The sequence below is a fragment of the Micromonospora hortensis genome, from assembly GCF_022230935.1.
Lineage (GTDB): Bacteria > Actinomycetota > Actinomycetes > Mycobacteriales > Micromonosporaceae > Micromonospora > Micromonospora hortensis.
Genome location: NZ_JAKKFE010000029.1, coordinates 22247 through 41974 on the forward strand (window position 1 = coordinate 22247; position 19728 = coordinate 41974).

The 19728-nt window shown below is 73.5% G+C and carries 6 protein-coding genes; all 6 read right to left on the reverse strand.

The window, feature by feature from the left end:
* Positions 1 to 7: 7 nt before the first annotated feature.
* Positions 8 to 7174: a hybrid non-ribosomal peptide synthetase/type I polyketide synthase gene (locus NIE111_RS21460; protein ID WP_238686087.1), complete on the reverse strand. Its 7167-nt coding sequence runs from the start codon at positions 7172 to 7174 to the stop codon at positions 8 to 10.
* Positions 7174 to 12912, reverse strand: a complete 5739-nt coding sequence (locus tag NIE111_RS21465) for a non-ribosomal peptide synthetase (RefSeq protein WP_238686088.1) — start codon at positions 12910 to 12912, stop codon at positions 7174 to 7176. The genes NIE111_RS21460 and NIE111_RS21465 overlap by 1 nt, the downstream gene beginning before the upstream one ends.
* Complete coding sequence (locus tag NIE111_RS21470; protein ID WP_238686089.1) at positions 12909 to 16601, reverse strand: ATP-binding cassette domain-containing protein; 3693 nt, start codon at positions 16599 to 16601, stop codon at positions 12909 to 12911. The genes NIE111_RS21465 and NIE111_RS21470 overlap by 4 nt, the downstream gene beginning before the upstream one ends.
* A 7-nt stretch (positions 16602 to 16608) precedes the next feature.
* A complete protein-coding gene (locus NIE111_RS21475; protein WP_112582443.1) occupies positions 16609 to 17163 on the reverse strand; it encodes a DUF6817 domain-containing protein in 555 nt (184 codons plus the stop codon).
* The gene (locus tag NIE111_RS21480) at positions 17160 to 18131 is read right to left on the reverse strand and encodes a TauD/TfdA family dioxygenase (protein WP_238686090.1); all 972 of its coding nucleotides are present in this window, start codon (positions 18129 to 18131) and stop codon (positions 17160 to 17162) included. The genes NIE111_RS21475 and NIE111_RS21480 overlap by 4 nt, the downstream gene beginning before the upstream one ends.
* A 39-nt stretch (positions 18132 to 18170) precedes the next feature.
* The coding region (locus tag NIE111_RS21485) for a condensation domain-containing protein (RefSeq protein WP_238686091.1) at positions 18171 to 19728 on the reverse strand (1558 nt) is incomplete at its 5' end.

A 19728-nucleotide genomic window follows, 5' to 3' on the forward strand; every position in this document is an offset into this window, starting at 1 on the left:
GGCTCTCCTAGTACGTCGGCTCGTCGGCCAGCAGGGCGCTGGCCTCCTCGTCGGACATCTCCTCCAGCTCACTGAGCAGGTGGTCCTCGATGGCGAACGCGGCGGCCTCCAGGGTGGGGCTGTCGAACAGCACCCGGATCGGCACCTGCACGTCGAACGCCTTGCGCAGGTGCACCACCGCCCGCATCGCCAGCAACGAGTCTCCGCCGAGGGCGAAGAAGTTGTCGTGCACGCCGATCCGGTCGACCCGCAGGATGCCGGCCCAGACCTCGGCGATGGTCTCCTCCAGGGTGGAGCGGGGTGCCACGTACGGCACGTCGTCCGCCTCGACCGCGTCGGCCAACTCCACCAGTGGTCGCCTGTCGACCTTCCCGTTGGCGGTCAGCGGCAGATCGTCGATCTCGTGGAACGCCGCCGGCACCATGTACCCCGGCAGCTTGCCCGTGAGGAACTCGCGCACGTCCGTCGGCGCGGCACCGGCGACCCGGGGGACGACGAAGGCGACGAGACGCTTCGCGCCACGCGGATCGCCCTGCGCCACCACCACCGCGCCGCGCACCTCGGGGTGCTGGGCGAGGGCGGTCTCGATCTCGCCCAGCTCGATGCGGTAACCCTGCACCTTGACCTGGAAGTCCTCCCGGCCCAGGAACTCGATCTCTCCGCTCGGCAGGAACCGGCCGAGGTCACCGGTGCGGTACAGACGGGTTCCGGTGGCCGGGTCCGCAACGAAGCTCGCCGCCGTCCGCGCCTCATCGTGCAGGTAGCCGCGGGCCAGGCCGACACCACCGATGTGCAGGTGCCCGGGAACCCCGGTGGGTCGGGGTCGCAACGCGTCGTCGAGGACGTGGAAGGTCTGGTTCACCATGGGCCGCCCGTACGGGATGCTCGTCCACTCCGCCGGGACCGCGCCGATCGGGTAGAGGATGGACCAGATCGACGCCTCCGTCGCGCCACCGAGGCTGACCACCTCGGGCCCGCCGAGCGTCTGCCGGATCCGGTCCGGCAGGGCGACCGGGATCCAGTCACCACTGAGCATGACCAGTCGCAGGCCGCCGGTGGCCTCCCGGACGGTGAGGTGCTCGACGAACAGCTCCATGAGGGCCGGCACCGAGTTCCAGATCGTCACGTTGGCCTTGGTGAGGAGGTCGAGCCAGGCGGCCGGATCGCGGTGTGCCGCCGCCTCCGGGAGCACCACCGCTCCGCCGACGGCGAGCGGACCGAAGACGTCGTACACGGACAGGTCGAAGCTCAGCGACGACAGCGCCAGGACCCGGTCGTCCTCGCCCACCCGGAAGCGCTCGTTGATGTCGACGACGGTGTTCAACGCGCCCTCGTGTTCGATCATCACGCCCTTGGGCAGGCCGGTGGACCCGGAGGTGAAGATGACGTACGCGAGGTTGTGGGGCGTGGTGTCGATCGCCGGCAGCGCGCCCGCCGGGAGGACCCGCAGCTCGTCCACCCGCAACACCTCGACGTCGCCGAACCGGTGCGCCCCGGGACCGGCCAGACGCCCCTGGGTCAGCACCACACGCACCCGGCCGTGCGTCAGCAGGAAACGCACCCGCTCGTCCGGCAGGTCCGGGTCGATCGGCAGGTACGCGGCCCCGGCGGCGAGCACACCGAGGACGGCGGCGCACTGCTCCCAGCCCTTGTCCATCACCACCGCGACGAGCTCGTCGGGGCGTACCCGCAAACCGACGAGGTGGGCGGCGATCGTGCGGGCGCGGTCCGCCAGCTCGCCGTAGGTGAGCGTCCGGGTCGGCGTGATCACGGCCGGGCGCTCGGGCACCCGGGCGGCGGTGGCGAAGAACGGCTCGTGCAGCATGCCCACCGGCAACGGCGCCTCCGTGCGGTTGTACGCCGCCTGGGCGGCCAGCTCCGCGCGGGGCACCAGCGACGGCACCGGGTCGGCCCAGTGCGCCTCGTCGGCGGCGAGCCAGTGCAGCACCGACAGCGTCGCCGCGTGCATGGCGGCGACCATGCCCTCGGGGAAGAGACCCTCGACGGCGTCGATGTCCAGCACCAGGGCGCCGTTCATCTCGTACACCTGGGTGTCGATCCAGATCTGCGGTGTCTGGGAGATGGAGTAGACCACCTCGCCGATCTGCGGGTGCCCGCCGATGCCCTCGAACAGGCTGGTGAACACGACGGGCATGACGGCGGCGGCGTCACCGCGTACCCGCTTCAGCTCCCGCGCGACCCGCACGCCGCTGAACAGTCCGTGGTCGAGGTCGGCGAGGAGTTGGTCCCGGATCGTCCGGGCGCGGTTCTCGAACGACGCCGCACCGCCCGCGTCGATCTCCAACAGCGTCACCGAGGTGAAGTCACCCAGGATCGCGTCGACCTGCGGGTGCAGCGGCAACCGGTGCGCCATCGGCAGGTTGAGGCTGAACCGCTGGTTCTTCGACCAGGTGGCGACCACCTCGCCGTACGCGGCCAGCAGCAGCGCGGTCGGAGTGAGGCCGCGCCGGGACGCGGCGGCCTTGACGGTGTCCCACTCGTCCGCCGGCACCTGCCCGGTGAGCCGGGCGAAGCGGGGCGAAGCGATGGTGTGCGGGTCGGCCGCCAGCGGCAACTCCGGGGCGAGGGCCAGTGTCGGCACCCGCTCCTGCCAGTACGCGGCGGCGCGCTGGTACCGCTCGGTGGACTCCGCGGCCCGCGCGGCGAGCACGTAGTCGCGGAAGCTCAACTCCAGCTCGGGCAGGGTCGCGTCCGGCTCGTGGTAGAGCAGGGTCAACTCACGCATCACGATGCTCGACGCCCAGGCGTCGGTGATCAGGCCGTCGATGCTGTAGTGCACCCGCCCACGACCCTCGTCGAGCAGTGTGGCGCGCAGTTCGAACAGCGGCCACCGGTCCGGCACGAACACCTGGTGCGACATGGCGGCGCGGGTCCGCTCGAAGCTCGCGTGCACCTCGGCGGCCGGGCGACCCCGCACGTCCTCGGTGACGACGACGTAGTCCGGTACCTCGTCGAGGACCTGCTGCTCGCCGTGCGGCAGCACGACGGTACGCAGCGACCCGTGCCGCCGGATCAGCCGGCGCAGCGCCCGCTGCAACCGCGACACGTCCAGCTCGGGGACGTCGAACTCCTCGTAGCCGTGCATGCCGACGTTGCCCAGCTCGAACACGCCGGTGCGGCCGATCCAGTACGCCTGCTGCACATCGGTCAGCGGGAACGGCAGGTGCGCCGACGCCGGGTCCGGCACGACGGCCGGCAACGACTCGGGGCCGCTGACACCGGCCTCGGCGCGGGCCGCGCGTACCGCGGCGGCGAGACCACGGACCGTTGGGTCGGCGACGAAGGCGCGCAGCGGGATGTCCGCCTCGCACACCTGGCGGATCTGGGCGACGAGCTGAGCGGCGAGCAGGGAGTGTCCACCCAGCTCGAAGAAGCCGACGGTGGGCGCGACGTCCCGTTCGCCGAGCAGGTCGGCGAAGATCGCCGCCACCTCACGCTCGGTGGGGTCCTCGACCGCGTGGACCTCGGCGGGGTCCTCCGCCGCGCCGTCCTCGGTCTCGTCGAGCACTGTGACCACCACGTGGCCGGTGGAGGCCGCCCCGCCCACCACCCGGGCGGCTGTCCGTTCGACGGCCGACAGGTCCGCCACCGGCCACCCGTAGGTCACCCACTCCGCGTCGGACTCCCGGCCCAGTGCCGCCGCCTGCGCGACGAGGTGGCCGGCGAGCGGGTTGTCCGGCGTACCGCCGAGGAGGTGCACCTCGACGGCGGTGACCGGCTCCCGCGCGCTGACGCCCACGGCGGCCAGCGTGGCCAGGGCCTCGTCGGCGGACGTGCGGGCGTCCACCGGCACCAGCACGGTCACCGGACCGGGCTGACCGGCACCCCCCGGGTCGTCGACGCTCGCACCGGCGGTGGTGAGGGCCCGCCGGAACGCGGCACCGACCACCGTGTCGCCGGCGAGCTGGTATCGGGCGCCGGTGTGCCGCTCGGGGGCGGCAGCCGGAGCTGCGGTGACGTGCGGCAGGAAGCGGTGCCCGCCACGCAGGGCCACCACCGGCTCGGGGTGCGCGCACCTGACCTCCCGCACCACCGAGGCGGCGAGGCGGCGGGCGGCCACCGGCGTCGTGGCCGGAAGCACGTCGAGCAGCGTCCGGGTGCCGGGCACGCCGCCGGTCGCCCAACCGGCGAGCACGCCGCGCGGCGGCACCAGCGTCTCGGCGCCGGTCACGTCGAGCGCGCCGTCGGTGACGACGACCACCCTGGCGTACGCGTCGCCGCGACTGGTGAGCGCGTCACCCAGGGCCGCGAGCGTGGGTGCCGGGTCGCTCTGTGGAACCGCCAGCAGCACCCCGCTGATCCGCTCCTGCGGCGACAGCGACGTGCGGAGCGCGCCGGTCGCCGGATCGAGGTCAGCGGCGACCACCCGGCCCCCCGCCGCGCGTAGCTCGTCGACGACGCCGTCCGGCAGACCAGCGTCAACGGCCAGCCAGGCACCGGTCCCGGTGGTCGCCGGCCCGGCACCGCCGGCCCGGCGATAGCCGCGCACGACGAGCCCGTCGGCACCCGCCCGGCTCGTCACCGCGTCCTGGGGAGGATCGACCCAGCAGCGTTCCCGCTCGAACGGGTAGGCCGGCAGGACGGTCCGCCCGGGCGGCACGTCACCGTGCAGCGCCTCCCACCCGATCGCGACGCCCATCCGCCACAGCGCACCGGCGGCGGCGAGAAGCTCCGTCTCGGCGTCGGCGTCCCGACCGGCCGACGGCAGCGACGCCACCGCGCGGGCGGCCGACCCACCGGCGAGGCGGGTCAACACCCGCCCGGGGCCGATCTCCAGCACCACGGCGTCGGCGTCAGCGTCGCGCAGCGCCGCCAGGCCGTCGCCGAAGCGGACGGTCGACCGCAGTTGCCGGGACCAGTACGCGGGGCTGGTGGCCGACTCGGCGGTGATCCAGGCACCTGTCACGTTGGACACGAAGGGGATCTCCGGCGCCGAGCGCGGCACCTGGGCCACCTCCGCCTCGAACGCCGACCCGGCGGCGGCCATGGCCCGGGAGTGGAACGCGTGCGAGGTGGCCAGCCGGGTCGAGGCCACCCCCCGCTCGCGCAGCCGGGCCTCGAGAGCCGCCACGGCCTCGGGCGGCCCGGCAACGGTGCACTGCCGGGGGCCGTTGACGGCGGCGAGGTCCAGCACATCGTCGAGCAGCGGCAGCAGCTCGGCCTCGGCCAGCGGCACCGCCAGCATCACGCCTGGCTCGGCCGCCTGCATGAGCCGACCGCGTGCCGCGACCAGGCGCACCGCGTCGGGCAGCGCGAACACCCCGGCCAGGCAGGCGGCCACCAGCTCACCCACACTGTGCCCGAGCAGCCCCGCCGGTCGTACGCCCCAGTGCGCCCAGAGCTTCGCCAGCGCGTACTCGACGACGAACAGCGCCGGCTGGGCGTACCGGGTCTGCTGGAGCTGTTCCGCAGCGGTCTCCCGCTGGTCGGCGGGGAACAGCAGGTCCCGGATGTCCGTGTCGAGCAACGGCGTCAGGAGGTCCGCGACCCGGTCCACCTCGGAGCGGAACACCGGCTCAGCGACGTAGAGGGCGTGGGCCATGCCGGTGCGCTGCGCGCCCTGACCGGGGAAGGTGAACAGCACCGCGCGGTCGGTGGCGGTCTCGGCCGGCCGGGCCGCCGGTTGCCGCAACGCCTCGACCACCTCGGCGGGGCTGCCGCCGACGACCGTCCGGCGGTACGGCAGGGTCCGTCGGCCGCGTTGCAGGGTGTACGCCACCTCGGCCAGCGGCGTGTCCGGGTGGGCGCTCAGGTGCGCGGCGAGTCGGTCGGCAGCCATGTCGAGGGCGGTGGGTGTGGCGGCGGACAGGGGCAGCACGTGCCGCCGGCGGCTCTCCTGGCCCGCCGCGCGGGTCGGGGCCTCCTCCACGACGACGTGCGCGTTGGTGCCGCCGATGCCGAACGAGCTGACCCCGGCACGGCGCACCCCGCCGGGCCATGGGGTGCGGGCCGCGACGACGTGGAAGGGACTCGCGTCCAGAGCCAGCTCGGGGTTGGCGGTGCGGAAGTGCAGCGACGGTGGGATCTCGGCGGCCCGCAGTGCCAGCACCGTCTTGATCAGACCGACGACCCCGGCTGCGGTGTCGAGGTGCCCGACGTTCGTCTTGACCGAGCCGAGCCCGATGCGGCCCGGCGGCAGGTCACCGAAGGCACTCGTCAACGCGGCGACCTCGATCGGGTCACCGAGCGGGGTGCCGGTGCCGTGCGCCTCGACGTAACCGATCGTGCCGGGGTCGACCCCGGCGACGGCTAGCGCCTCGGCGATGACGTCAGCCTGCCCGTCCACGCTCGGGGCGGTGAAGCCGACCTTGCGGTCGCCGTCGTTGTTCACGGCCGAGCCCCGGATCACGGCGTGCACCAGGTCGCCGTCCGTCATCGCGTCGGCGAGCCGCTTGAGCACGACGACGCCGGCGCCGCTGCCGGCCACCGCGCCGGTCGCTTCGGCGTCGAACGCCCGGCAGTGGCCGTCGGCGGAGAGGATGCCGCCCTGGGTGTGCCGGTAGCCACGGCGGCGGGCGATGACCGTCGCGCCGCCGGCCAGCGCGACGTCGCACTCGCCGGCCAGCAGCGCCTGCGCGGCCGTGTGCACGGCGACCAGGGAGCTGGAGCAGCCGGTCTGCACGCTGATGCTGGGGCCCCGCAGGTTGACCTTGTACGACACCCGGGTCGGCAGGAAGTCCTTGTCGTTGCCGATGGAGGTCTGGAAGGCCCCGACCCGGGCCACCAGGTCCGCGTTGGGCAGCAGATTGTGCAGCAGGTAGGAGCTCTCCCCCACCCCGGCGTAGACACCTGTCACGGGTGTCGTGGAGTCGAACGGGTGACCGGCGTGCTCCAACGCCTCCCAGGCGCACTCCAGGAAGATCCGGTGCTGCGGGTCGAGCAGCTGCGCCTCACGGGCCGAGAACCCGAAGAAGCGGGCGTCGAAGCCGGCCGGGTCGTCGAGGACGCCGAGGGCACGGACGTAGTCGGGGTGGTTGAACTCCTCGGGTGCGACACCGTCGGCGATCAGGTCGGCGTCGTCGAGGGTGGTGAGGGATTCGACCCCGTCGCGCAAGTTGCTCCAGAAGGCGTCGAGGGTGGCGGCCCCGGGAACCCGGAGCGCCATTCCGACGACGGCGATGGCGGTGTTCGGCAGCGTACGTTCCTCGGTCATCATGCGTCCCCCCTGTCGTGATGCCGGCCCGGCCGACGTCGCGGTGTGCGCGCCCGTTGGATGGCGGCGCGTGTCTCGGCGCGGTGGTGCCCCGCAGACATCGCCGGCGTCCGGTCCCCGGACGCCAGGTGCCGGGCGAGTGCCCGCACGGTGGGGTGGCGGAACAGCTCCACCACCGGCACCGTGCGACCCAGCCGCTCGGACAGGCGCGTCTGCACCCGCATCACGAGCAGCGAGTGCCCACCGATATCGAAGAAGTTGTCGTCGACGCCCACCTCGTCGACCACCAGCACGTCGCGCCAGATCGCCGCCACCGCGCGCTCCAACTCGCTGCCGGGCACACCCACCCCGGCGGGGGTCGGGGCGGCGGGCGGCGCGAGGGCGTTCCGGTCGACCTTGCCGCGGTCGCTGCGTGGCAGCCGGTCCAGCGTGACGATCGTGGCCGGCACCATGTACCCGGGCAGCCGGTCGGCCAGGTGCGCGCGCAGCAGCGCCACGTCCACGTCGCTGGGCGTCACGTAGCCGACCAGCGTGGGTCGGCCCGGCACGTCCTCGCGCAGCACCGCAGCCGCCTCTCCTACCGTTGGGTGGGCACCGAGCGCCGCCTCGATCTCGCCCAACTCGATCCGGAATCCGCGCACCTTGACCTGGCCGTCCTCCCGGCCGAGGAACTCGAGCACCCCGCCGACACCGAGGCGGACCCGGTCCCGGGTGCCGTACATGCGGCCGCCGGGCGGGCCCCACGGGTCGGGCAGGAAGCTGACGGCGGTGCGGGCCGGGTCCCCGACGTAGCCCTGCGTCACCCCCGGTCCGCCGAGCCACAGGTCCCCCGGGACCCCGCGCGGCACCGGCCGCAGTCCACGATCGAGGACGTACGCCCGGACGCCCGGCAGCGGCAGCCCCACCGGGACGCTGCCGGTGACCGGCTCCCGGTCGCCGCCCGGCTCGTGCACGGTGGCGGTGATGGTGGCCTCGGTCGGGCCGTACGCGTTGAGCCAGCGCACCTCCGGCGCGGCGGCGCGCCACTGGGCGAGCCGCCCCGCGTCGACCCGCTCGCTGCCGACCACGACGAGCCGCAGGTCCGGACAGGAGGCGGGCGGGTGACGGTCAAGCACCGCCACCCACTCGTGCCAGTACGACGCCGGCAGGTTGAGCACTGTGAGTCGCTCCCGGCGGACCATCGCGGTGAACTCGTCGAGACCGGGCACCGGCCCGGCCGGCGGCAACACCACGGCCCCGCCCCGGATCAGCGTCCCGAACAGCTCCTCGGCGGCCACGTCGAAGCCGAGCGCGGCGAACTGGAGCACCCGGTCGGCGGGGGTGAGCGCGTAGTGCCCGGCGACCGCCTCCAGGGTGTGCACCAGGTTGCCGTGGCTGACGCGGACGCCCTTGGGTTGCCCGGTGGTGCCCGAGGTGTAGAGCACGTACGCCGCCGCCGACGGGGGCACCGGCGTGCCGGCGGCTGCCGGGGCGGCGAGCAACGCGTCCTCGATCGCGACGAACGGCAGGTCGGCGGCGGGCGGGTGGTTCTCGCGGGAGCCGAGCAGCAACACCGCCGACGAGTCGGCGAGGATGTGCGCCAACCGCTTCGGCGGGATCGCCGGGTCCAGTGGCACGTACGCGGCCCCGGCGCGCAGGACGCCGAGCAGCGCCGCCGGCCAGTCAGGGCTGCGCTCCAGCAGGACGGCGACGGTGTCACCGGGGCGTACACCCCGGGCGGTCAGGTGGGCCTGCACTGCGGCGGCACGGCTGTCCAGCTCGGCGTGGCTGACCTGCCGGTCGCCCTGCACCAGCGCCGGGCGCTGCTGCCAGCGCGCCGCGGCGACGGCGACCAGGCCGTGCAGAGTCGACGCGGTCGGCGCGTCGGTCGCCCCGCCGACCGGCGGGATCGGCTCGGGGCCGGGCAGCAGGTCCAGTGTGGACACCGGGGCGTCCGGGGTGCTCAGCGCCGACTCCAGCAGGGTGCGGTAACTGTGCGCCAGCCGCTCGGCGGTGTCCCTGTCGAACAGGTCGACGTCGTACTCCACGGTGCCGCGCAGCTCGCCAGTGGCACTGGGCACCTCGTCCCAGGCCACCGTGAGGTCGAACTTCGCCACCCGGCCGGGTGACTCGGTCACCCCGACCGACAGGCCGGGCACCGCGTCGGTCCGCTCGGGCAGGTTCTGTGCCGACAGCATGACCTGGAACAGCGGGGTACGGCTGGGGTCGCGTGGTGGCCGGACCGCCTCGACGACCTGCTCGAACGGAACGTCCTGGTGCTCGTACGCGCCGAGCACCGCGTCCCGCACCCGGGCCAGCACGTCGACGAACGACTCGGTGTCCTGCCAACGGGTCCGCAGCACGACCGTGTTGACGAAGAAACCCACCAGGTCGTCGAACTCGGAGCGGGTGCGCCCGGACACCGGGCTGCCGACACTGACGTCGCGAACGTCCGCGTACCGGCCCAGCACCAGCTGGAACACGGCGAGCAGCACCATGAACCGGGTGACGCCGTGCCGCCGTCCCACCGCGTCGAGGCGTTCGACCAGGGCGGCGGGCAGCCGTACGTCGAACGTCTCCCCCCGGTGCCGGACGGTGGCCGGGCGGGGACGGTCGGTCGGGAGGTCCAGTGCCACGGGCGCACCCGCGAGCCGGTCCACCCAGTACGCGAGCTGGGTCGTCCGCGCGGCGCCGGCCAGCAGCGCGCGCTGCCACCGGGTGTAGTCGACGTACTCGACGGTGAGCGGGACCGGTGCGGGCGTGCCGATGGTCCGGGCGCCGTAGAACGCGCCGAGGTCACGGATCAGCACACCGATCGACCAGCCGTCACAGACCGCGTGGTGCAACGTCATCAGGAGCATCGCGTGCTCGTCGGTCAGCCGGATCAGATGCCAGCGAGCCAGCGGCCCGGTGGCGAGGTCGAAGGGTCGGGCGGCGGCGTGGCGCAGCAGGGCGTCGGCCTGCTCGTCACGGTCGGCCCGGTCGCGCAGGTCGTCCACGGTGAGGGCGACCGGTGGCTCGTCGTCCACTACCTGCCGGGGCTCGCCGTCGATCGTCACCAGCCGGGTCCGCAGCGCCGCGTGCCGCGTCACCAGCCCCCGCAGGCCGGCGTCGAGGGCGTCGACGTCGAGCGGGCCGTCCACGGTGAGCACCAGCGGCACCGAGTAGACCGCCTGACCAGGGTCGAGCTGGTCGAGGAACCACAGCCGCTGCTGGGCGTACGACAGGGGGTGCGGCCCGGGGCCGGCGGCCGGCACCGGCGGGCGGGCGTCGTCCGGGCCGGCGTCGGCGACGCGTGCCGCGAGCGCGGCGACGGTGGGCGCCTCGAAGGCGGCGCGGACACCCAGCCGCACACCGGCGGCGGCGGCGATCCGCGCCACCATCTGCGCCGCGAGCAACGAGTGGCCGCCGAGGGCGAAGAAGTCGTCGGCGGCGGACACCACCGGCACGCCGAGCAGGTCCTGCCAGGTCCGTGCGACAAGTTCCTCGATCGGGCCGCTGGGCGGCACGCCGTCGGCGGCCCGGACGCCGTGGTCCGCGTCGGGGGCGGGCAGCGCCCGGCGGTCCACCTTGCCGTTGGGGGTGACCGGCAACGCCGCCAGCGGCACGTACCAGGTCGGCACCATCGCCTCGGGCAGCCGGGCCGCGAGGTGGGCGCGCAGCTCACCCGCCGGGACCGCGGCGTCGTCCGGGACGACGTAGGCGACGAGCCGACGTTCGTCGCCGTCCCCGTGCACCGTGACGGCGGCGGCCCGGACGCCCGGGCAGGTGGTGAGGGTGCTGGCGATCTCGTCCGGCTCGATCCGGACACCACGGATCTTGACCTGCTGGTCGGCCCGGCCCAGGCACTCCAGTTGACCGTCCTCGCGCCACCGCACCACGTCACCCGTGCGGTAGACGCGGGCGCCGGGCTCGAAGGGGCTCGGCACGAACCGCTCGGCGGTCAGGTCGGGCCTGCCGACGTACCCGTGCGCGAGACCGGCGCCGCCGATGAACAGCTCCCCCGGAGCGCCGATGCCGGTCAGCCGGCCGTGGTCGTCGAGGACGTAGAGCAGCTCCCCACCGATCGGTCGACCGATCGGGGTCCGCGCCGCGTCGCCGGGCAGGTCGGTCACGTCCCAGGTGCTGGAGAACGTGGTGCACTCGGTCGGGCCGTACCCGTTGACGAGGCGCAACCCCGGCAGCGCGGCGGCCAGCGCGGCGACCCGGCGGGCGTCGGCCGGCTCGCCGCCGAAGTAGAGGGCGCGCAGCGGGGCGAACATCGCCGGGTCGGCGTCCACGCACCTGTGGAACAGGGCGGTGGTGAGCATCAGCACCGTGACGCCGTGCTCGGCGAGTCGGTGACCCAGCCGGGACGGCGTGAGCACGTCGTCCTTGGGGATGCCCACCAGGCGCGCACCGTTGAGCAGCGCACCCCACACCTCGAAGCTCGCCGCGTCGAACGACACGTTGGCCGCCTGTGCGACCGCGTCGGCGGGCCCGACGGGGAAGTAGTCGGCACGGTGAACCAGCCGGACGATCCCGCCGTGGGTGGTCTCGACCCCCTTCGGCCGCCCTGTCGACCCGGAGGTGTACAGGACGCAGGCCCGCTGGGTCGGGTACGTCAGCGGCCACGTCGGCGCGGGCCGTCCCGAGGGCAGCACCAGCCGGTCGAGCCGCAGCACCGGCAGGTCGTCGACAACGGCCACCGGACCGTCGGCGAGCAGCAGTCGCGCCCCGCTGTCGCGCAGCATGAACTCCCGCCGTGCCTCGGGGTAGGACGGGTCCAGGGGCAGGTACGCCGCCCCGGTGGCGAGCACCGCGAGCATCGCCACGACGAACTGGGCGGACGAGCCCATCGCCAGGCCGACGACACTGCCCGGGGTGACCCCGTGTCCGGTCAGGACGGTCGCCAGGGCGTCGGCCCGGGCGCGCACCTCGGCGTACGTGAGGGTGGTGCCGTCGTACTCCAGAGCGACGGCGTCCGGTGTCGCCTCGGCCTGGGTGAGAAACGCCGCCGGCACACTCGGCGGACCTGCCGTACCGCCGCCGGTGCCCCACCGGACGATCAGCGCGCGCTCCTGCGCCGACGTGTGCGCGAGGGTGGAGATCGGCGCCTCGGGGTCGGTCAGGGCGTTGTCGAGCAACGTCAGGTAGTGGTCGGCGAACCGGCGCACCGTCGCGCTGTCGAACAGGTCCGGGTCGTAGGCGAGGACGCCGAACGCCCCGTCGGGCCGCGGCTCGTCCCAGAGCACGCTCAGGTCGGGCGGCACCGCGCCGGTGGTGGCGGGGGCCGCTCCCACCCCCAGCACGACCGGGCAGAGCGCGGCACGACTCGGGTCGTGGGGCAGGCCGAGCGCCTCGGCCACCCGGTGCAGCGGGACGCCGGTGTACGGCGAGGCCGCCCGCAACCCGGCGGCGACCCGCGCGAACAGGTCGGCGGCCGACGGGTCGTCGTCCCACCTGCCGCGCAACGGCACCAGGGCGCCGTCCAGCGGCGTCGCGGTGGCCAGGTCCCGGGTGCCGGCGTGCCGGCCCAGCACCACCTGCCCCGCGGCGAGCAACGGCACGGAGGGTGCGACGCCCACCGCCGCGCTCACCGCGTGCAGCCGTCGGGTGGTGTCCGGGCCGACGGTGAGCGTCACCCGATCGGTGTGCTGGCGTCGACGGGCCGGGCGGACCCGGTCGGTGACCAGGTCCAGGGTGGGTATGCCGGCCAGCGCGGCCCGCCAGTGGACGAACGCGTCCATCTCCGGGGCCACCGCACGCGATCCGGTCACTGGACCGGCTCCCCGAGACTCGGCTGGCCGGCTCGCTGCCCGACCGGGCTCGTCGCCCCGGCCAGCACCCCGGCCGGATCGCGGTCGGTCACCCGGGCCACCAGCCCACCGTCGAGCGTCACCACCCGGTCGGCGCCGGCCAGGGTCTCCCTGCGGTGGGCGATGGTGAGCACCGTCGCGTCGGCGAGGTCCACAGCCAGCAGCCGCTGGATGCGGGCGTCGGTCTCGGCGTCGAGGCTCGACGTGGCCTCGTCGATGAGGACCAGTTTCGCGTCCCGTAGCAACGCCCGGGCCAGGCAGAGCAGCTGCCGTTCACCGGCGCTGAGCTGCCCGCCGTCGGCGGACAGGGCCGCGTCGAGACCGCCACCGCCCACGCCGAGCAGCCGGTCGGCGAGGCCCACCTTGGTGAGGACGGCGGTGACCGCCGCGTCGGGGTACGCACCGGTCGGGTCGATGTTGTCCCGCAGGGTGCCGGGCAGCAGCACCGGATCCTGCGGTACCACCTCGACGGCGGCCCGCAGGTCGGCCAGCCGCAGCGTGGCGGTGTCCACCCCGTCGACGAGGATGCGCCCGTGCTCGGCCGGCACGAACCGCAGCAGCGCGGTGAACAGGCTGGACTTACCGCTGCCGGTCCGGCCGACGATGCCGATCTTGCTGCCCGCCGGGGCGTCGAACGACACGCCGTTCAGCGCGGCCGGGCCGCCCTCGGCGTAGCGCAGGGTGACGTTCTCGAAGTGGACCTCGCCGGCGGTGGGCCAGCCGGCCGGGGCCGATCGCCCGTCGGTCGGCTCGACCGGCAGCCGGGTGTAGTCGTCGACACGTTCGAAGCTCGCCAGCGACAGGTCCATCATCTGCACCGTCATCAGGCTCATGGCCAGCGCCTCCATCAGCGCGTACACGAAACTGATCCCGACGCCGGCCAGCCCGGCGCCGATCCCGCCCACGGCGACGATCAGCACCCCGTACGTCAACAGGACGACCGCGCCGAGCATGTCGAGCTTCAGGTTGAAGTGCCGCGACAGCGCGTTGACCGTGTAGTCGGCGTGGTGCGCGACGCGGACCCGGTCACCGAACGCGGCCTGGTAGCCGCGCACCCGGCTGTTCCGGCCCTCGATCGAGGTCACCCCGTCGACCGCCTCGTTGAGCAGCGCGAGCATCGGCTCGTTCGCCTGCTTCGACAGCCGGGACGCCTCGACAGTGCTGGCCCTGGTGAGCCGCTGCCAGCGGAGGTAGACCACCAGCAGCAGCGGGGCCGCCACCAGCATCAGTGGACTGGTGAAGGCCAGCGCCGCCAACGGCACGACCAGGCCGACAGCGACCCGGAGGGTGTCCATTGTGGTCTCCGGCAACTCCAGGTCGATGGTCTCCATGTCACCGGAGAACCGCGCCAGGACGCGTCCTGAGGAGTTGCGGTCGAAGAACGACAGCGGGGCCCGGAAGACCCGGTGCAACATCGACGCGTGCAGGTTCTGGCCGGCGGACACACCTCGGGCGAAGGCGAAGCTGAACAGCCCGCGATCCAGCACGAGCGCCACCAGACCGATGGCGGCGAACACCCCCGCGTAGTACAGCGTGTCCTGCCCGGCGTGCTCGGTCCAGTGGCCGAGCCAGAACGACGAGCCGCCCAGGACGGCCTGCCCGCCGACGGCCAGGCCGAGCAGAACGACAGCGAGGAGGCCCGGGGTCAGCACCTGCAGGTAACGGCGGTAGGTGGCGGAACCGACTCGACCGGCGCGGACCGTCTCCTCCTCCTCGGCAGCCACCTCCTCGGCCACCTCGTCCAGCCCGGCGCCGTCCGGGTCGGACGGCGTCGCGGCCTCGGCGGCCACGGCCGGCAGCAGGTCGGGCATCTGCGCGGCGACATCTGCGAACCGGCCCGCCGCGACCACCCGGCCGCCGTCGAGGACCAGCACCCGGTCGGCCCGCCGGGCCACGTCGAGGCGGTGGGTGGCAACGATCCGGGTCCGCCCGGCGAGCACCCCGTCGAACAGCGCTTCCAGGATGGTGCCGGCGACCGCGTCGTCGACGGCGCTGGTCGGGTCGTCGAAGAGGTAGACGTCGGCGTCCTCGTAGGCGGCGCGGGCCAACGCGATGCGCTGCCGTTGCCCGCCGGAGAGGTTGACGCCCCGCTCGCCGATGGCCGTGCCGTCGCGGGCCGGCATCGCCGCCAGGTCCGCCTCCAGGGCGGTGGCGCGGACGACCGCCGCGTACCGGTCCGGATCGTCGGGCGAGAAGCAGCGGATGTTGTCGACGACGCTGCCCTGCATGATCCAGGGGCGCTGCGGCAGGTAGACGGCGCTGCCGCCGACCCGTGCGGTACCCGCGACCGTCGGCAGCGCCCCGGCCAGCGCCGCGAGCAGCGCGGACTTGCCGCTGCCGACCCGACCCAGCACGCAGATCAACTCACCGGGCGCGACCCGCAGGTCGACGCCGGTCAGGACCGGCCGGGCGTCCGCGTCGGCCCCCGGCCAGGTGAACGACGCGCCGTCGAGGTCGACCGCCCCGGCCGGCGCGTCGCCGTCCGTCGACGCCTCGGCGGTGTCCGGGGCCCGCAGGAAGGTCGTCACCTTCCCGAACGCCACCCGCCACTCGTTGCGCATGTCCAGGTAGCGCACCAGCTCGGGCAGTTGGGACCGGAGGACGGTCAGCACGGCGATCGCCGCGAACACGTCCGCCGCCTTCAGTTCGTTGCCCAGAGCCGCGTACGTGACCAGGGTGGCCATCACCATCAGCACCGGCGCGGCGGCGTTCACCAGGTAGAGCGTGGCGAGCCGCTTCTGCCGGCGGACCAGCAACGCGTTGAGCGTCGCGCGTTCCCGGCCGACAGCCCGCTCGGCGACGTCCTCCCAGCCGTGGGTGCGCAGCGTCCGCATGGCCCCCAGGTACTCGCCGACCAGCCCGATCCGGACGCCGTTCGCGTCCCGGATCGCCGGCACCAGCGCGAAGACCCTCTCGTTGGCCACGTGCGACAGCCACAGACCGGCGATGAGGATGACGATGCCCACCAGCGCCGCCCAGCCCAGCAGCACCCAGAGGACCACGCAGGAGCCGGCGATGCCCAGCGGCACCGCCCACGCCATGTGCGTGAAAGCGACCCGCCCGACCCTCCGGGCGTCGGACGACGCGAGGGTGATGACCTCCCCGGAGGGGTGGGCCAGTCGGGCACCGCGATCCATCCGCAGGTACTTGCGCAGCATCTCGGTCCGCAGCAGCGCGGTGATCGAGTGCGCGGTCTTCCACACCTCGGACCACTGGTGCTTGTGGCTCAACGCGTCCAACACGTAGAAGCCGGCCAGGCCGGCGGCGATCAGCAGACCCTCCACCACCGGGCCCCGGCCGTCGCCCTCGAACCAGGCGATCAGCTCCCGCACCAGCAGCGGCCCGACGGTCGCGCAGGTCTGGTAGGCCAGGAAGATCAGGCCCGCCCACCAGAACCGCCGACGGTAGGTCTGGTAGAGGGCCCCCCGCAGCCCGTCCGGACGGTCCCGCCGGGCGGCCCAGGCACGCTCGAAGACCGGGGTCACCCGCTCCAGGTGGTCGTACCGGGGCGGCGTCAGGCTGTCCGACAGCTTCAGTGGTCGGCGCAGGGACGCCTTCACCAGGATCGAGGGCCATTGGACGAAGAGTCGGGACAGCACTCCCGCGTCCTGTTCGGCACTCGGGCGGACCGGTGTGGTGGTTGTCGACACGGTGCGTCTACTCGTTTCCAGCGAGGGCGAGCGGAGCGAACCCGTAGGCGCGCTCCAGGGCGGTACGGACACTGTCCGGCAGATAGCGGCGCATGGCGTCGAACTCGCGGGCGCGGCTGAACTTGCTGGACTCGGCGAACCGGGGACGTTGCTCCAGCCAGTTCGCCACCGTCAGGGCGGCGAGGTCGGCGTACTGGCCGGCGCTGACACCGACGCAACCGCCTGAGCGGTCCTCGAGCAGGAACGGCGGGCCGTCGAAGGCGGCGTCGAAGAGGGCGCTGCGGGTGACGGTGCCGAACAGGTACGCCAGCGTCTCCGCCTCCGCACCGATCAGCTCCCGCACGGCGGGCCGCAGCTCGTGCGGGATCGCGCCGGTCGGGAAGATCTCCGTGCCGTACACCGAGTGGAACAACCCCGCGTCGCACAGCTCCTGCCGCGACCCCCACTGGGCCAGCAGGTCGTGCACGCCGCGCAGGTGCGCCAGCAGGTTGGCCTCCGAGTGCGCCAACTCGGCCACCCCGTGCGACTCCAGGAAGGCGATCTTCTCGGCGAGCCCGCTCACGCCCCCTCCCGACTGCCGTACGACCCGGTCATCGCCACCAACGTCTTGCGCGACCCGGTGAAGCTGGACCGGCCGTGCGCCATCGCCATGTTGTCGACGACCAGCAGGTCACCCTGCTGCCAGGGGAAGGCCAGGGACTCCGCGTCGAACGCGGCGCGGATGGCCGCGAGGTCGGCGTCGGTGATCGGGCTGCCGTCGCCGAGGTACGCGTTACGCGGCAGGTCCTCCTCGGCCAGCAGTTCCAGCAGCGCCTCCCGGGTGGCCTCGGGCAGGTTGGAGACGTGGAACAGGTGGGCCTGGTTCATCCAGACCGTCCGCCCGGACACCGGGTGCACGGTGACGGCCTGGCAGGTCTCGGTGGTCCGCAGCGCGCCGTCGTCGAACCACTCGTAGGTGATGCCCCGCTCGCGGCAGAACTCCTGCACGGCCTCCCGGTCCATCCCGGGGAACGTCTCCTGCCAGGACACCCCGAGACCGACCCGGTAGTTGCGCACGTACCGCACACCGTGCCGCTCGAAGCGCTCGCGCACCTCGGCGGGGATGCGCTGCCAGACGGCGTGGCTGTCGGCGAGCGGGGTCTCCCCACCGGTCTGGGCCGGGATGTTCGAGTAGAAGAACAACCGCCGGGGCCACACGCTGGTGTACGCCATCTCGTTGTGCAGCGGGATGACCTCGCTGGCCGGGTACTCGGTCGAGGTGTACACGTCGCCGACCTTGCTGCGCGGCGTGGACCGGTAGGTGTACTCGGCCATCTCCTCGCCGAAGACCTTGACGAAGGCGGAGAAGGCCGGCGCGTCCGGGGCGTCGAACCCGCGCAGCAGGACAGCGCCGTGGCTGTCCAGTCGGTCGTTGATCAGGTCGAGGTGCTCGGTGGCCCATCCCGCCGGCGAGATGCCGGGCGAGGTGGCCTCGATGCAGGCCACCCGGTTGCGCTCCGGGAACAGGCAGCTCTCTTTCACGTGGTCCATGTCGGAGGTCCTTCCGCGTACGTCGGGTCTTGGTCCGGGTCAGTCGGCGTCCGGCCGGACGAACGACCGGAGGGCGGCCAGGGTCAGGGCGGCGAGCCGCTCGATGCTCTTCCGCTCGTTGAGGTTGCTGCTGTACTTCAGGTGCAGGCTGAGCTCACCGTCGGCGAACCGCGCGAACACCTGGAGCCGGTGCATGCGTTGCAGCTTCGGCATCGGCCAGAAGTCGTCCATGGCCGGCCCGAGCAGCGGCGACTCCTCGGGCTCGTGGGCGAACTCGCCCCAGTTGTTGAGCAGGATGTCCGGCTTGCCGAGCGGGGCGAGCGCGTCCGCCACGTCCGGATGCCCGCCGAGGTAGCGCAGCAGGCCGAAGGAGAGGCCGCGCCGGGGCACCGCCTCGATCTGCTCGCGGACCGACTCCAGCAGCGCCCTCGGGCCGGGCTTCTCGGGTCGGCGGACGAGCCGGGGTGAGGTCATCGAGAACCGGCCGATGGCACGGGACAGGTCGAGGTCCTGACCGCCCATCTCCCGACCCCGGGCGACGAGGTCGACCAGGATCGACGACTGACCGGACCAGTCGGTGAAGCCCTGGAGGGTGGCGGCCAGCAGCGCGTCGTTGACGCTCAGGCCGTACTCCTGCGGCACCAGCCGGCGCAGCGCGGCGGTCTCCTCCGCGTCGAGCCCGACCACCACCGTCTCCTCCGACGACATGCAGTCGTCTCCGTCGGGGTGGTCCAGCGGCCAGGTCGGGACAGGTTCCTTGGCAAGCGCCGTCCAGTACGCGATGTCCTCGGTCAACTCCGTGCCACGGGCGAGCGCGTCCAGGTTGCGGGACCATTCGGCGAACGACGCCGTCGACAGCGGCAGGCGCGGCTCCTCGCCGGCCTCCACCGCCTGGTACGCGGTCTGGAGATCCGCCATCAGGACGTCCCAGGAGCTGTTGTCCATCAACTGGTGGTGGACGATCACCACGAGCAGCTCGGGACGGTCGGCCCCGAAGCGGACCAGGGCGACCTGGAGCAGCGGCCCGTTCTCGATGTCGAGCTTGCGGTGCAGGGTGCGATCGAGGCGCCGGAAGGCGACCTCCTGGTCCGCCGGGTCGAGGGCGGACAGGTCCACGCTGGTGAACGGCGTGGGCTGGTACGCCTCGTTGACCCGGACCGACAACCGGCCACCGGCCCGGGGGAAGCTGATCCGCAGCGAGTCGTGATGGGTGATCACCGCCGCCACGGCCCGCTCCAGCAGCGCCGGGTCGAGTGACCGCATCGCCTCGAACATGAAGATGTGCGTGTACTTGTGCGGGTCGGCGAAGTTCCGCTCGGCGAAGGCCACGTGCGACGCGACGAGCGGCACCCCACCGGGGTGCGTACGGCGGCTTTCGTCACCACCCGCACCGGCGGTCGTCGACCCACCGGCAACGGACGCGAGGCCGGCGATGGTGGGGTGCGCGATGAACTGCGCGGGCGTGATCACCACACCCGCCTTACGGGCACGGTCCACCACCCGGATCACGTGCAGCGAGTCCCCACCCAGGGCGAAGAAGTTGTCCTCCGGACCCACCGACGGCACCCGCAGCACCTCCCGCCAGATCCCGGCCAGG